The sequence below is a fragment of the Paraglaciecola sp. G1-13 genome (assembly GCF_055809255.1).
On the sequence record NZ_CM147903.1, the window covers coordinates 1,108,263 to 1,123,857 of the forward strand.

The window sequence follows — 15,595 nt, forward strand, 5'->3', positions numbered from 1 at the left end:
CGAACGAGTCGTGTTAAATGGCTTAAACGGAAGGAAACCTTCCTGACCAATTACCTACTCGCTAAAGTTAGAGCTAAATAAAATGTTTGAGTGTTGCATGTATGACAAGTATTAAAATCAAGAGTAAGACTAAAGAGATTTAGCGATGATTACAGCCAGACCTTAACAGGAACGGCATCAGCTTTTACATATTGATTTATTGAGCTACGGCTTGATAGATAACAGTTTATGTCTGGCGGCCATAGCGATGCGGCCCCACCTGATCCCATCTCGAACTCAGAAGTGAAACGCATTAGCGGCGATGGTAGTATGGGGTTTCCCCATGCGAGAGTAGCACACTGCCAGACTCCCATTTAGAATGAAGCCACCTAATCGGGTGGCTTTTTTCGTTTCTGCGACACAGAAAATACTAAAGACAATCGATATTGGCGGAAGACACTGCCAGACTCCCAATAAAGAAATGACTATCCTCAATCGCGCGGCGACCGAGGTAGCCCTTTTTTGCATGTGTAAGAAATATTATTGCAAGGGAAATGCAAACACAAACGGATAGCCCTTTCCCTTAAGCGCTGTCGCGCAATGCTACCCCACACAAAGAAACCAAATCCCTCGAATGTCATGCGGGGCATCCCATGCAATAGTTAAGCACATATCAAGCTACTCGTTGCCACCCATCCATGGGGCTACCTCCAGTGCAGCATCCATGCTGCCCGTTCAAGCGGTAGGAACTACGCTCCTAAAAGCCCCGCTTTCACCCCCATGCGCGGCATCCGATGCGACAACCGCGTTGCGCCAATGCCTTCGCGCCAAAGCGACTCAGCAACAAACTTTCAGGGGGTATCAAATACGGTATAGACACGTCCATGATGAAGCATTCCCCGCGACAAAGTGTCAGGTTTGAGCTCTATGCTAGGTGTAGGGATGCTAAATACTGGCTATCGCGATTCTTATATATGTATTCAGTTCTTTTTTGCCGTTTAAATTAAATTCTATGATTAAATCTTGGGTCGATTTAAATTGTATTAAGGCAGCTACAAGGATTTCAGTTTCCTTGGTAAGGGTATTAGCGCTATTTACTTTAGTTAGTTTGTTCAAAACGTATTTTGCTAATAACTGAGAGAAAGGCATGTAAGGAGAGGTAGATGCAATAAATTGCTCAACCCGATACCGAGTGCGCGTACAGCTCTCTTCTGGCTGGCAGTACGTTAACAGGTTCGCGAGCAAAGATGTATCCATGCTTCTGTGATAACGGGAAGCGTGGTAAATAAGTTCTTCACCAAATTGCAGTGATAGTTTATTTAATAGGCTAGAAGTAGTCGGACTTAAGGATTTACCCACAATCAGACTAACTTCGCCGCTTGAAGCGTCTCGCTTAAAGCCAAGCTTTAAAGGAACGTAGTCATTATGCCCCCAGAATTTTAGTAAATTTGTGGTTGCTCCAAATGAACTTGTGATTAACGGTATGTCATGTTCAATCGCGGATGATTCGACGAACTTTAACAATGTGCTTGCGATGCTTGTGCGTCTATAGTCTTGACTAACCGCTATTCGTACAATCCGCCATTGCTCATACGTTACGAATTTGTCATCTGCGGTATGTAAGGCCAAGTTTTGGGAGACTAAATGACCATTTACTCTTCTATGACCTAGCAGTATTTCTTGTGATATATCTGCTAGGGCGCTTCCTCCCTCTAAACAAATTAACGCAACGCCGATGACATCCTCGTTGAGTGTACAAACATACACTCGTTGTTCAGGGGCGTCGAGTAATCTGAATAAGTCATCAGGACTCGTTTGATAATGCGCGCTGATAAGCAAAGAGAATATTTTTGACAATAGATCTGGGGAGTCAACCAGTCGCTTCTTAGATACTTCTTGGCACTTAAATTCGTTTAACCTCATGGGGGAGGTTTCCCGGTTTTCAGGTATCTTATTCTGCCCAGTAACTTTGCTTTGTGGCTGGGCGTGTGAACTTGAATTGGAGTCTTGCATAATAAAAACAGTAAACCAAAAATGCTCTAAACAGTCATTTACATACCAACGTATCGGCGTGCTAAGAGTTAGGCTTTTCCAACCTTTGTGCGCAGTTTCTAAGTATGGCTTGAAACGTAATTCAAATCCTCTACCTGCGCCCTCATATCCATGGACAGTTGAGCTTAAAACAACCCTAGGATATGTATCTAAAAGTGTTTTTAAAATAGAGGGGGGGATTGCAGCAGCTTCATCAACAAATAGTAGGTCTGCGTGGTAACACCCCGACACCAATGCGTCAGGTGCTACAAATTCTAAACTCCCATTCTTATTCGAGGTGCTTCGTTCTGGCGCGGTGGCAAATGCAAATACCTGTTCGACATTGTGCTTAGTCGGGGCGGTAATAAGGATCCTTTTTTCCTGCTCTAACATTAAAGCTCGTGCGGCCCGCCCAAGCGCCGAGGACTTGCCTCGACCTCTATCTGCAGTGACCACCAAGGGACGATTTCTGTGTCCAGACGCAGCTTTGATAATGCTACTAACAACCTTATCTTGCTCTAAAGTCGCGCTGTCTAGTTGTCGATTAAGGTGCTCTGGCGCAATGACGGCATTGTGTCCACGAAACGAAGATGGGGTAATAACAACCGTGTCCTGATCTTTTTCAATTATCGATATCAAACGGTTGATAAACCGACTTGGCTCCAAGTATTTAGCATAGCCGTATGAGTAACGTTTTTTGGAAAGGGGAGCGGTATATTGAGACCAGCTTTTCAGCTCAGGGCAAATTAAAATCATTAACCCATTCGCTTTGATAGTGCCGCTATAGGCCATAAGTGCATTTGCACTTAACCCCGAGTAACAGTTATAGATAAGAGTGTTATATTCTCTGCCTAAGTGTTGACGATAATCTACGCTATTAACCTCTTGATAAGTACTAGGGGCATCACCTACCCACAGATGCTTACTCGCAAGAGACTCGACATTAATAAGTAAGTTTTCAGCCTGCTTTTCAGCCCACTCTTTAGCACCGCTCACAATCACCAATTGGCGGTGAAAAACATGGCTTTTCCGCTGTTTAACCCAATCTTCTATTTTAAAGTGTAAATCCACGCTGATATTATCTGTACAATAAACTCGAAATTATCGCCAGTTTAAGCAATGTTACCAAGGAATACGAATGCGCTTTTTATCAAGACGATTAGTGATGCCCAATGATCTTAATTATGCCAACTCATTGTTCGGGGGCAGGGCACTGGAGTGGATAGATGAAGAGTCTGCGATATACGCAATTTGTCAGCTAGAAACGAATCAATTAGTCACCAAACACATTGGTGAAATCAGCTTTGAATCACCAGCGTTACAAGGTGACGTAGTGGAGTTTGGTCTAGAAACCAAAAAGGTGGGCCGTACTTCAATTACGGTTACTTGCTTGGTGAGAAATAAAGAAACAAAGAAAACGATCTGCTTAGCAGACGACATTGTATTTGTTCGTGTTGATCGTGAAACGCGCTTGCCCGTCGCCCACGGTAAAACGTTTGATGAGCTGCAAGAACGAGCAAGGTTAGAAATGAAGGGACTGACTTAATGGATCTAGGTTCTTTCTATCGTGTTGCCGAGCTTCCGCGATTTACCGGAAAAATTTGGCTTGCGTTTGCTATAAGTTTTATCTCGATAAATAGTTGTGCCGTAGCGGGGCAATCAGATTATTCAATTATTGAAAGTCATTCTTTACCGAGTGAATTAGAAGAAAGCTCGGCATTGTATTGTGCCGGTAAAGATCAAATTTACAGTATTAATGATTCAGGCAATGCGCCTATTATTTTTCAACTAAGTGATGACGGCGATATTTTGTCTCTACGCAGCCCAGACAATGTCAAAAATAAAGATTGGGAAGCCCTGACTGCAGATGACGAATTTTTCTATGTGGGTGATATAGGCAACAATCGAGGGACACGGAAAAATGTATTTATATACAAGTTACCCCGAAATGAAATGGATAAAGCGAAAACCAAAAAACTTAGTGTGTCTTACGAAGGGAATAATCACAAAGCAAACGAGTCGCTTAATCATGACTTTGATGCAGAGGCGTTAGTCGCTGTGGGTGATGACTTAGTCTTATTTTCAAAAAGCTGGCGTACCGATGTTCTCAACGTGTATCTGGTAGATAAAAATGAAAGTAAACAAAAACTCAGCGCTCACATCTCAGTAAAAGGCATTCCAGGTGTGATCACCGGTGCGGATTACGACAAAATGAACGAGCGGTATGTCTTGGTTGGTTATCCTTCGAAACGCGTAGGCTTTGGTGATCCATTTATAGTGCTACTAGATAAAAATTTCACATTAATTGAAACCATACCGTTACCAGGGTACGGGCAGGTAGAAGGTGTGTGCGCTCATCCATCTGGGCAAATTTGGTTTACTCAAGAATCTTCAATTTTTAGCAGTAGTAAATTAGTTAAGTTAAAACTAGCGAGTCATAAAGCGACCTAACGTCATGTTTATGCGAATAATCAGCGCTTGCGCTGGATGACAGTATTGCTACACTGTCGCCGTTAACACTGTCGAGATTCATTTTGTTAACTACCAAGGGGTGCCGAAAGGCTGAGATTTGTCTCTTAAGAGATATGACCCTTACACCTGATCCGGATAATACCGGCGTAGGAATGGTTATTTCGTTCGCATTTCAAAAATGTAAACATCTCCCATTTATCTGCCGCAAAGCCGGATCTTTTCAACCTTTACTGAAGAGATCCCAATGAAGTTTTGTTCTACCTTACTTGCTCTATCCATAGCATCAAGTTTCGCCAGCCACGCTGATGAGTCCAAAGACATTGAACGTATTACTGTTAGCTCAGATTTTCGCCAGCAAGCGTTAATGTTCATCCCTGCAAGCGCAACCATATTAAGCGATTCACAAATTGAAGCTCGCCAAGCGCAACACCTTGAAGACATTTTAAATGTTGGCGCCAATATCAACTTTGCCAGTGGTGCATCTCGCGGGCGATTCATTCAAATTCGCGGTATCGGTGAGCGCAGCCAATTTTCAGAGCCAAGTAACCCATCTGTTGGATTTCTAGTGGATGATTTTGACTTCTCTGGTATTGCAGGTGTGGGCACATTGTTTGATGTGGAACAAGTTGAAATTTTGCGTGGCCCACAAGCGACCGAGTTTGGGGCGAGTGCCATGGCTGGGGTTATTAAGGTTAAAACCGTTGATGCCGGACCGGATCAAAGCGGTAAATTATCATTTTCACTTGCCGAGCAAAATACATGGAGTGTAGGCGGCGCTTACGGCAATGCCATAACGGATAATCTATTCTATCGTGTGGCGGTTCAACAGTTTAAGAGTGATGGTTTTGTACAGAATACTTTTTTAAATCGTGACGACACCGATAACCTAGATGAATTTACCTCAAGAGTAAAACTGAAATATCTGCCTGCAGATTGGTTGACCTTCGACCTTAATTATCAATATTTCGATATAGATAACGGTTATGACGCGTTTTCTCTGGAAAATACTCGAGAATCACGTGCTGATGAACCTGGTTTCGACCGCCAAAAAACTCATGCCCTAGGCCTAAAAACGGAAATAAACACCGAGCTTACGGATGTTTTTGTTATTTTGAGTCAATCAAATTCAGATATGGGCTACAGCTATGATGAAGATTGGACATACGTCGGCTTTCATCCTGACGAGTATTCTTCCGTAGACAGCTATTTCAGAGAGCGCGATACAGATAACGTTGACATACGCTTTTTATCAAACGACAACTCAACTTTATTCAATGGCTCAACTCAATGGTTATTTGGCCTGTATTCGAAATCCATGGATGAGAGTTTACTGCGCCAATACACCTATGCAGACGGTGACTTTACAAGTCGTTATCAACAAGACAACCTCGCCGTATATTCGCAAGTCGATACCGAACTGTCTGACACCCTTAGTTTACGCTTGGGCCTTCGCGCCGATCGTTTTGAAATAGACTACAGCGATATAAGCGGTTTCACCCAAAGCAATGATAAAACGTTGATCGGCGGTAAAGCCGTGCTTGATTATAGTATCGATAGCGCCTCTGTTTATGCCAGCGTATCAAGGGGCTACAAAGCCGCTGGCTTTAATCCAGATGAGCGGGTCAGCTCGGACAAGCGTATTTATCAACCTGAGTACAATTGGAACTACGAAATTGGGGTAAAGGGCAACTTTATTAATTACGACGCCTTTATTCGCATGGCAGTTTTCTACATGGACCGTGAAGACACCCAAGTCAGTGATTATGATGTACAAACTCGTGCAGACGGTAGCGCCACATTCATTGACATCATAGGTAATGCTGATACAGGCACTAACTGGGGTTACGAATTAGAGTCAGGCTGGCAAGTAAACGACAGTGTATATTTGCACGCTAATTTCGGTTGGCTTGATGCCACTTTTGAAGATTATACCCTAGCCGATGGCTCGGTTGTTGATAAGCAAGACCAAGCCCAAGCTCCAAACTACACCTTCAATATTGGCGCCAATGTGCAGTTGTCTGAGCAAGTCAGTTGGTCGATAGACGCAGATGGTAAGGACGAATACCGCTTTTCTGACGGTCACGACGAAAAGTCACCATCTTATGTGTTGGTCAATACCGCGATGCGTTTTGATGTACAAGACTGGTCGTGTTCTGTGTGGGTAAAAAATGTGTTTGACCGAACTTACTACGTCCGTGGTTTTGGTGGATTCAACAATGACCCACGAGAAGGTTACGCCACTCCGGAGCCTTATTATCAACTGGGAGATGGCCGTCAAGTGGGCATCAGTGCTCAATACAACTTTTAGCAAGAGGAGCTAATAATGAAATTAGTCGCAGAGATTTCAATGTACCCGTTAAACGAACAGTACCTTGAGCCGATCCAAACTTTTATCGACCGTTTGAATGAATACGGCCACTTGAAGGTAGTCACCAGTGCTACCAGTACTTTGGTGAGCGGGGACTATTTGGCAACCATGCAAGTACTCGCTAAAGAAATGCAGCGCAGTCATCAGGAAGTCGGGCAGGCAATATTTGTATGCAAGTTCCTAAATGGTGACAAAATGAGCAGCGATGTGTAATGCAAGGCTTAATCGAGCTGTTCAATAATATTGCTCAGCAGTTTGTTGCACTACCTTGGCTAGAAGCAACGGCGGTAATACTCGCTGTTGCTTATGTGTGGCTAGCAGCGAGAGAAAATATCTGGTGCTGGCCTTGTGCACTGGTAAGCACTGGCATTTATACTTGGTTATTTTGGGAAGTTTCGTTGCTGTTTCATACTTTACTGAACGCCTATTACTTGTTAATGGCGGTATATGGTTGGCAACAATGGAAGCAGCGTGAAGATGAAGAGATCCCCATTCAAAGCTGGTCTATTCAAAAGCACCTGGTGCGATTAATGTTATTGACGTGTATCGCGTTTGGTCTGACCGTTTTTGCTAGTATGTGGTTGGACTCTCAATACCTTTACCTAGATGCTTTTATCACAGTGTTCAGTGTTTACACCACTATGATGGTCGCGCACAAAGTGTTAGAAAACTGGCTTTATTGGATTGTGATCAATAGCTTTGCCTGTTACTTGTATTTCACGAAAGAGATGTATCTAACGGGGGCACTTTTTATTTTTTATGTGTTATTTGCGGTATATGGTTATATCAATTGGCGCCAACAGCATGTAGGTAGGCCTTATGCCCCATCGGCATCAGCTTAACTCAGCTGTATTGGCTGAGCTAACAAGTCTAGCGCTCTGCCGAGATGGATTTAACGTAAAGCCAGTTCAAAAGGCGGGGGCGGTTAATACAAGTTATTGTTTAACCACTGCTTCTGGTCAATTTTTTATGAAAATGTTCGAATCTGATCAGGTAAACCAACTTGATCGTCAACAGCTATTCGATATTCAAAAAGCGGTCTGGCAGAAAGGGATGGCCTGTGAGCCGGTCTATCTGTCAACGGCCGCTGGTTTTCAATTAGATGCTTGGGTACAAAGTCATACTTTGGAAAACAGCACTTTGAGCGAAGACATTAAAGCGCATCAGTTGGCTGATGCATTGCATCGCATTCATAGCTTAGATATTGAAGGGCACAGACTGAATTTACCTGCACAGTGGGCAGGCTATCTATCACAATTGCCGCAGCAACAATATTGGAAAGAGCGCGAGGAAGCGCAGGGGTTAGCGAGCATTTGGTCTGCTACACCGGCCCATGAGTTAGTTTTTTGCCATAATGATTTGTCGTTTCAGCATGTCACAACTGAACAATCTAACGTGATATTCGATTGGGAATATTGCGCGTTATCAAATCGTTACTTTGACTTAGCGGCTTGCATCGAAGTGAATAATCTCAATTTTGAGGTTCAAACTTATTTGCTATCAAGATATGCACAAAATACGCAGTTACCACTGCCGTTAGTATTACAAAAGACCACTGAAATGCTTCCGTTAGTTAATCTAACGGGTCGCCTTTGGTACGCTGTAGCAAAGAAAATAACCGCCTCACAATGTCATACTGCCGATAAAATAAGCGGTTGAACCTAAACCTGATATTTTAGCTACAAAAGCACTTTACCTTTTACCCTTGTTACGTATAATTCAGCAGCTCAGCAGGGGTGTAGTTCCAATTGGTAGAACAGCGGTCTCCAAAACCGATGGCTGGGGGTTCGAATCCCTCCACCCCTGCCAATTTTTCAGATTCACTCTTCAATCATATCCCCCATAAATTAAAAATAACTTTTTTACCCGATTGGAGGGTGAGAAGCCCCATGGGGTTTGACAAATTGTCTGGAACAATTTGTACCGCACAGCGCCGTTTACGGTCAGGTACAGGGAAGTACGTGAGTACATCCCTCCACCCCTGCCAATTTTTCAGATTCACTCTTCAGTCATATCCCCCACGAATTTAGAATACCCTATTTGCTCTATTGCAGAGTGAGAAGCCCTATAGCGTCTGACAAATTTCCTACACCTTATTGTTAGCCACATCTCAAACGACCTAGACTTATGGATTTATCCCGCTGAGAGATGAGAAGTACAATGGGATTTGATAAATTGCTACTAATTAACGACTGGCGCCCGCCTTCTTTTAAGATATCGTGATAATCTATGCCCATGAATACTAAAACAACACATACACTGACTTCGTATCAACACGCTGTTCTTGGCGAGATGGGCATTGTTGCCTGGTACCCTCAGGGCTCAGAGCCTAAAGCTAGCCAGCTAAGCTCGCAAGATTCAATTCGTTCAGATATCGACCCTGCAAAAACTAATGACAGCAAAAAGACCAGCCCAGTACCTGATGCGATAAAGCGCCTTAAAACTCAATCCGCCGCAACTTCAGCAACAGCATCGACATTAGATAAAAAAATAGTGCCGAACAGTTTCGTTCTAGGTGTGGGACTAGCCGAATTGCCTGAAAAATTCTTGAATGATATTTTATCTAGCATTGGTATTTCAAAACAAAATTACGAGCAGATAGCGGATGCTCAGTGTACTCAGTACGACGGGTATCCATTCGCGTGGCAGGTTGGTGATGACGTGATGTTAGAGGGGAGATTACTAACAACCCCTGCATACGGAAACGGTTTCTCATCTTCTACTAAAAAACAGCTGTGGGCGACGTTATCTGGTTTCAAGCACAATAATGACTGATTTAATTCAGCTCAATCAAGATAACTACCGATGTGCCTATGCCATCCATTGCCAGGGGCACACTCACCCTTGGTCTGAACCTGTGTTTGCTGATTGCTTGACCGATAATTATCAAGCCTATGCGTTACTGCAAGAGGACATGTATGCAGGCTTGTATGTTGGATTATTTGTGCTTGATGAAGCCACTTTGATGGACATAGCTGTTGGTGAAGCGTTTCGCGGTCGAGGGCTAAGTAAGGTGTTGATGTCACATTTTTTAGCATTGTGCGTAAATAAACACATGCATTGCGTTTGGTTAGAAGTTAGGGCATCTAATGTTGCCGCAATAGGCTTATATCAAGCATATGGTTTCGAGAAAATTGAGTGTCGTAAAGACTATTATGAAACGCAGGATGGACGAGAAGACGCGTTGATGATGAAGTTAGTACTGGGGGGCTAAACTTAAACTACATTGATAATCGATGAAGCCCTTGCGGGCTTCACATCGAAAACATTATCTACGAGCTGAAGAAATGTTTAACTGTTGAGTAGGATCTTGACGTTCGATCGCTAGCTTAACAAACTTAGATGAGTTGTAGTTACAACCTACGCACATGGCAATGAACTGATTCATGCTAGGGCTACCAATTTCTTTTTCCCAGTTTTCATAGGTCTTACGTGTTTTAACGTTAGCAAGCTTTGCCATTTTAACCGTGGTTAAGCCAGCGTCTTGTCTCATTTTTCTTAGATCTGCACCTGTGATATACATGCTTTTATTCCTCATAATTTTATTGAAACTACAACAGAGCTAAAACAGCATATAAAAAAACTCTGTTTTTCTATTGTCAGGCGCAGTGTATGCCAACAAATGTGGATTGGATTCCACAAGGTGAATTAATTTCACATTATTTGAGGGGGCTATGGGCAGAATCGTTACCAGCGATTTATACACGCGTGCGGAAAGTTAAGCCCCACAGAGTGAGGCTTAATCTACTTGATAAACTGATATGTCGTTAGTTTGCTTAGCTTATATCTTTGTTTTATTCGGCTAAGTGTTAGGCAAGAACTGGTGGTTTGCTTTTACCCGTGTTCATAGCAAGAACTGGTGGCTTACTTTTACCTGTATTCATAGCAATAACAGGCGGCTTCATTTTACTGCTGGTCATGGCGATAACAGGCGGTTTCATTTTACTGCTTGTCATGGCGACGACAGGTGGTTTCATTTTGCTGCTGGTCATGGCGATAACAGGCGGTTTCATTTTACTGCTGGTCATGGCGATAACAGGCGGTTTCATTTTACTGCTGGTCATGGCGATAACAGGTGGTTTCATTTTGCTGCTGGTCATGGCGACGACAGGCGGTTTCATTTTACTGCTGGTCATGGCGATAACAGGTGGTTTCATTTTGCTGCTGGTCATGGCGATAACAGGTGGTTTCATTTTGCTGCTGGTCATGGCGATAACAGGCGGTTTCATTTTGCTGCTGGTCATGGCGACGACAGATGGTTTCATTTTGCTGCTGGACATCGTGACAACAGGGAATTTACTCTCTTCACTACTTTTTATTAGATCGCGCGAATCAAGGATTATATTATCTGGGAATTGGATGTTGCAGAAAACGTTAATACTAGTTGATACTAATAATATACCTAACGCTGTATTTAATACATTCATTCAAAAAACTCCACGTAAATTAGTTTATGCGATTATTCGCAAAACTGATTATGGATGTTTTGTTAATGAAAGTAGAGTCTTATGCCTTTAGAAACTTCGGAGCTATTTGTTTATAGCTTTCGTTAAAGGTTGCCCAAATAGCTAGGGTACTTATAGCTCGAATAGCATAAGCGCTTGTGTAATAGAATAATACTAAAGATGGTGCATCAATAAGGTGCCTCACAATATATTCCAAAATAACAATTATTTGAATTACTAGCGATAAACCATACAGCCTATAAATAATCCAATCTAAATTTATTGATTTAACCTTTAACTGAAAACGATTAGATAAATAGTGCTCTGTAATGCTTACGCGAGAGAATATTAGATTTCGAGAAATTAGTGTAATAGCGACTAAAACCATATTCCAATATATTTGTGGAGCGTTGTAATTTTGATAATACCAGTAGAGCTCTGTAAGCGAGACTAAAACGCTTATGCTAAAAAGCACTTTAGCACCCCAGTCATACCTCAAATAGAGGGAAATGGAGAGGCATGACAGATATATAAAAAACTTAGTCAAATCCGAATCCCCTAGATATAACCACGAGATTTCTTCTACGGCCCTTAATAAAAACATAATCGTGATCACACCGAGCACATTTATATCTTTGCGACAAATTAACGCAGTGAATACCAAAACTCCTATAAATAGAAGATCAAATAAAACTGCGTCATTAAACGTTAAAATACCTGCGGCGATAAAAAGCCCTCCAAAGAGGGCCGTAATTAGTTTAGGTAAGTACGCGCGCAATAGCATTAGGTATGATTGAAACCGAAATAATCCATAACAGTAGAAAAGAAAGATTCACGGGTTTGCTCTGATGCTTTTTGCCTGCACACTGCCCACCACTTACTAATTACCTCAACACCTATGCTATTCATGGTTTCAGGCTTTTCGTTTTCGATGGCCGACACAGTTTCCCGACTTATACCGACTCGTAACGCGAGTTCGCCTTGCGTGTATCCAGCTTCTTTGCGAAGTGATTTGAGTTGTACACCGCTGAACTTCTTTCTACGTGACATAGTAAGCTGGCTTCCTTCCTAAACATGATTTAATCGTACATTTAGTGGTTTTCGGGCTAAAAAGTTACCCTTGATTGTTCGAATATAAGGCAATGCTAGTAACTTGTAAATGACTTTTAACAAACATTTTTAATCAATCGATAATTAAATTTTGTATAAGATTCTTAAACTTAGGCGAATTCTAGGGGCTGGAGGTCATAAACACAGTGTATATTGCAAGCGTTAATCGAAGGTGCCCGCACTGTGGCGAGTCGTTTAAGCAATATGCGGGTTTTCAGAGGTGAAACACAGTACTAAAACAGGAAATTGCTCCCAAATTGGCGCAACTTAATGCAGTCGGTTATCACCATTATCAATCGATTCTATAAACTGATTCCGTTTTCCTAGTCATTATCAGGTAAATGCTTGAGTGCTAATCTAATGGTGTTTGAAATCGAAACGTTTATACATTGAAGCGTTGATGCTTCCCATAAGGCAATAAGTGCTGGCATTTATTTTGGCTGAATGATGCCACGCTAGAAAATGCTGTTACCGCGCGTTGACAACGTTTAGCTAACGTTAGATTACTTTATTTTATCACTTGGAGAGACGAGCATGAGTAAAACAGTTTTAGTAACAGGCGCAACAGATGGAATTGGCTTTGAAACGGCAAAAATGTTGTTGTCTGCTGGTCATACAGTGCTATTACACGGTCGCAATGATCGTAAGTTGCAAGATGCACAGGCCGCATTAACCTCTGCAACAGGCAGTGATAAAACAGAATGTTATTTGGCCGATTTGTCCGACGTTAGCCAAGTTATCCAATTGGCCGATGCAATTAAAGAAAAGCACAAGGCGCTTGATGCGCTAATTAATAATGCAGGTGTTTTTAAAGTACCATCTGTCATAACGGCTGATGAACTCGACGTGCGGTTTGTGGTTAATACGGTAGCCCCTTATGTACTAACGAAGGCATTGCTTCCTATTCTCGCTAAAAACGCTCGTGTGGTGAATGTGTCTTCGGCAGCTCAAGCGCCTGTGAGTCTGGCGGCATTAGCGGGCAATCAATCGATAAGCGACTCGCAAGCCTACGCCCAAAGTAAACTTGCGCTAACCATGTGGTCGCGTCAGTTAGGGTTATCGTTCGCGCAGGAAGGACCAGTGATTGTTGCGGTAAATCCCAAATCCCTGCTCGGCAGCAAGATGGTAAAAGATGCCTATGGCATGGCGGGCAGTGATTTGCGTGTAGGTGCAGATATTTTATGTCGCGGTGCGTTATCTGAAGAGTTTTCACAGGCCTCTGGTCAATACTACGACAATGATATTGAGCAATTCGCTCAACCACATCGTGATGCCCTAGATGAGCAAAAAACGCCAAAAATAGTGGCCGCCATGGATGATATTATTCAGCGTATTACCTCTAAGTAAAGGAGTCTTCATCGAATTAACTCTATGTGGCAGCGATTTAACCATGCTGTCTATTATCAAATTGGCCGTGATCAAATTGCCCGTGTTCAGATTGTCCATTGTGTACGGCTGCAGTGGATATTATCCGTGTGACAGTTTTCAGTAACATGTGTGCACCGTTAAAAAAGTGCATTTGCAGGGCCAGCCACAGTATTCATGAACCTCTCAGGCGGGCTAGTCCTTTAAGCGTAACAGATTGTTATACTGATCTGGTTTCAGATAGATGGTTTCTCAGGTAAGCGCTTAGCAATTAAAAACGTTTAGTGATATGTGTTTAGTCAAACGGAATTACACAGGGAGATGCAGGAAGTACCTGAAACAGGTACTTCCCAACTAGCGAGTTCCAGACACTTCTTATTTACTTTCTTCGAGTATCCGCTGATAGAGTAGGTCTTTCAACATTGCGCGATCGTGTTTCATCTGATGCATTGCCTCGTCATCGATAGGGGCGTCTTTAAGTTCTAACACGCGTATTTCTTTATCTAATTCGTCGTACTGCTTTGCCTTCTCAGCAAATTTGGCATCATTCTTATTGAGTGCTGAGATGACTTCTCTGTACTCAGGGAAATCGCTATTAAGTGAGTGATTTTCGCCTAACATATTGACTCCTTATTTTATGAATAAACTGACATATACAATCAGCATTGAATTTCAATCGACGCTGGTAATATTTCAACGCGAAGCGTGTTCAATCAAACTGTTAACGCCACCACCAAAAGACATAGGGACGATAGGGCCGTTTGTCAATCATTGGTACAGGAAATAACTATCGCGCACTGCAAACGCTATCGCTGTGAACATTGTGAGTTACTAATTTTGCAACGCTCGCTCCCAATAAGGGGTTTGCCCATAATACGCCAAGAAGAAATCAATGAAAGCGCGCACCTTTGGCGCTAACTGGCGATTACTCGGGTAAACTGCCCAAATCGCCGTTTTGGACACCATGGGGTAATCTTCTAACACTTGAACTAATTGCCCAGATTGCAAAGCCTGATAGGCACACCAGATAGATGACATAACAAGGCCTGAGCCTTCAATGGCAGCGTCTCGTACTGCCTCACCATTATCAATACGGATTCTACCCGTTGCTTTAATACTCACCGGGCCTTTATCTGTTTCAAAATCCCAAGTGTCTAACCCCATTAGATTAACGCACTGATGTGCGTCTATATCTTGAGGGATTTTAGGGGCGCCATGGCTTTTTATGTACTTTGGCGAAGCGCAAACAATGCGGCGATCTGGCGCGAGTTTGCGTGCAAATAAATTGGAGTCTTTTAAAGCAGCATCGCGTATAGCAATATCAAAGCCACCTTCAACTAAATCGACTATCGAGTCGTTAAAGCGAAAATCCACTGATAAATCTGGATAGCGCGCTAAAAATTCATCCAATGCGGGAACAATATGCATCCGCCCGAAAGAGGCTGGAGCCGTGACTCTCAACACACCTTTTGGGTTGTGTTCTCCATCTCCCACGGAAGCCCGTGCGGTTTCGATATTCGTGAGTATTTCTTCTGCATGAGGTAAAAACGCTTCACCTTCTTCAGTTAATGACACCTTACGGGTGGTTCGATGTACAAGGCGAACACCTAAGTTATCTTCAAGTTTGCTTATATAAGCGCTTGCTACGGCAGGTGATAAGTCCTGTTCTTGGCCCGCTGCACTAATGTTGCAGGTTCTGGCGATACGCACGAAAAGCTTGAGGTGTTCAATATTCATTCTATTATCAACTAAATCTAAAAACTGATTGTATCCATTGCCCGATTATCACTACAAAGTGAAGTGGTTACAATGCACATTCTTAATC

The 15,595-nt window shown here is 42.7% G+C and carries 15 protein-coding genes, 1 tRNA gene, 1 rRNA gene and 1 riboswitch; of the genes, 11 read left to right on the plus strand and 6 right to left on the minus strand.

What is annotated here, in order from left to right:
* The first annotated feature begins 231 nt into the window (after positions 1-231).
* Positions 232-347: ribosomal RNA gene (gene rrf, locus AC0L6N_RS04625) — 5S ribosomal RNA — on the plus strand.
* A gap of 577 nt (positions 348-924) precedes the next feature.
* Here rrf and AC0L6N_RS04630 read toward each other — a convergent pair.
* Positions 925-3,081, minus strand: coding sequence for a tRNA(Met) cytidine acetyltransferase TmcA (locus tag AC0L6N_RS04630; RefSeq protein ID WP_473479304.1), 2,157 nt, complete (start codon positions 3,079-3,081; stop codon positions 925-927).
* A 67-nt stretch (positions 3,082-3,148) separates the two neighbouring features.
* On the opposite strand from AC0L6N_RS04630, the gene AC0L6N_RS04635 reads away from it, so the two are divergent.
* The 9 genes from AC0L6N_RS04635 to rimI all read left to right on the plus strand — a co-directional run bounded on the left by AC0L6N_RS04635 (position 3,149) and on the right by rimI (position 10,064).
* Positions 3,149-3,556 (plus strand): acyl-CoA thioesterase, encoded by a 408-nt coding sequence (locus tag AC0L6N_RS04635; protein WP_011574189.1) that lies wholly within the window; start codon positions 3,149-3,151, stop codon positions 3,554-3,556.
* A complete protein-coding gene (locus AC0L6N_RS04640) occupies positions 3,556-4,461 on the plus strand; it encodes a hypothetical protein (RefSeq protein ID WP_473479308.1) in 906 nt (301 codons plus the stop codon). Before AC0L6N_RS04635 ends, AC0L6N_RS04640 begins: the two co-directional genes overlap by 1 nt.
* A gap of 86 nt (positions 4,462-4,547) precedes the next feature.
* A riboswitch (TPP riboswitch) is annotated at positions 4,548-4,652 on the plus strand.
* A 74-nt stretch (positions 4,653-4,726) separates the two neighbouring features.
* Entirely contained in the window at positions 4,727-6,790 is a 2,064-nt protein-coding gene (locus tag AC0L6N_RS04645; protein WP_473479311.1) for a TonB-dependent receptor, read from the plus strand.
* A gap of 15 nt (positions 6,791-6,805) precedes the next feature.
* A complete protein-coding gene (locus AC0L6N_RS04650) occupies positions 6,806-7,063 on the plus strand; it encodes a hypothetical protein (protein ID WP_011574192.1) in 258 nt (85 codons plus the stop codon).
* Positions 7,063-7,692 carry a nicotinamide riboside transporter PnuC gene (pnuC, locus tag AC0L6N_RS04655; protein WP_473479314.1) on the plus strand — a complete coding sequence of 210 codons (630 nt, stop codon included), beginning with the start codon at positions 7,063-7,065 and terminating at the stop codon, positions 7,690-7,692. Before AC0L6N_RS04650 ends, pnuC begins: the two co-directional genes overlap by 1 nt.
* Positions 7,670-8,509 (plus strand): phosphotransferase, encoded by an 840-nt coding sequence (locus AC0L6N_RS04660; protein ID WP_473479316.1) that lies wholly within the window; start codon positions 7,670-7,672, stop codon positions 8,507-8,509. Before pnuC ends, AC0L6N_RS04660 begins: the two co-directional genes overlap by 23 nt.
* Before the next feature lie 73 nt (positions 8,510-8,582).
* Positions 8,583-8,659 (plus strand) — tRNA-Trp (locus AC0L6N_RS04665).
* A gap of 426 nt (positions 8,660-9,085) precedes the next feature.
* Positions 9,086-9,625, plus strand: a complete 540-nt coding sequence (locus tag AC0L6N_RS04670) for a hypothetical protein (RefSeq protein WP_473479319.1) — start codon at positions 9,086-9,088, stop codon at positions 9,623-9,625.
* Complete coding sequence (rimI, locus tag AC0L6N_RS04675; protein ID WP_473479321.1) at positions 9,618-10,064, plus strand: ribosomal protein S18-alanine N-acetyltransferase; 447 nt, start codon at positions 9,618-9,620, stop codon at positions 10,062-10,064. The genes AC0L6N_RS04670 and rimI overlap by 8 nt, the downstream gene beginning before the upstream one ends.
* 54 nt (positions 10,065-10,118) lie before the next feature.
* Here the strand turns inward: rimI and AC0L6N_RS04680 are convergent, their stop codons facing one another.
* The 3 genes from AC0L6N_RS04680 to AC0L6N_RS04690 all read right to left on the minus strand — a co-directional run bounded on the left by AC0L6N_RS04680 (position 10,119) and on the right by AC0L6N_RS04690 (position 12,345).
* Positions 10,119-10,373 carry a helix-turn-helix domain-containing protein gene (locus tag AC0L6N_RS04680; RefSeq protein WP_006993853.1) on the minus strand — a complete coding sequence of 85 codons (255 nt, stop codon included), beginning with the start codon at positions 10,371-10,373 and terminating at the stop codon, positions 10,119-10,121.
* Between the two features lie 286 nt (positions 10,374-10,659).
* Positions 10,660-11,115 carry a hypothetical protein gene (locus AC0L6N_RS04685; protein ID WP_473479324.1) on the minus strand — a complete coding sequence of 152 codons (456 nt, stop codon included), beginning with the start codon at positions 11,113-11,115 and terminating at the stop codon, positions 10,660-10,662.
* A gap of 963 nt (positions 11,116-12,078) precedes the next feature.
* Positions 12,079-12,345, minus strand: coding sequence for a helix-turn-helix transcriptional regulator (locus AC0L6N_RS04690; RefSeq protein ID WP_006992269.1), 267 nt, complete (start codon positions 12,343-12,345; stop codon positions 12,079-12,081).
* Positions 12,346-12,939: 594 nt separating this feature from the next.
* Here AC0L6N_RS04690 and AC0L6N_RS04695 point away from each other — a divergent pair.
* A complete protein-coding gene (locus AC0L6N_RS04695) occupies positions 12,940-13,752 on the plus strand; it encodes an SDR family NAD(P)-dependent oxidoreductase (RefSeq protein WP_473479326.1) in 813 nt (270 codons plus the stop codon).
* A 393-nt stretch (positions 13,753-14,145) separates the two neighbouring features.
* Here the strand turns inward: AC0L6N_RS04695 and AC0L6N_RS04700 are convergent, their stop codons facing one another.
* The gene (locus AC0L6N_RS04700) at positions 14,146-14,391 is read right to left on the minus strand and encodes an HP1242/YdcH family protein (RefSeq protein WP_011574200.1); all 246 of its coding nucleotides are present in this window, start codon (positions 14,389-14,391) and stop codon (positions 14,146-14,148) included.
* 210 nt (positions 14,392-14,601) lie between these two features.
* The gene (locus AC0L6N_RS04705; RefSeq protein WP_473479329.1) at positions 14,602-15,507 is read right to left on the minus strand and encodes a LysR family transcriptional regulator; all 906 of its coding nucleotides are present in this window, start codon (positions 15,505-15,507) and stop codon (positions 14,602-14,604) included.
* Between the last annotated feature and the right edge of the window lie 88 nt (positions 15,508-15,595).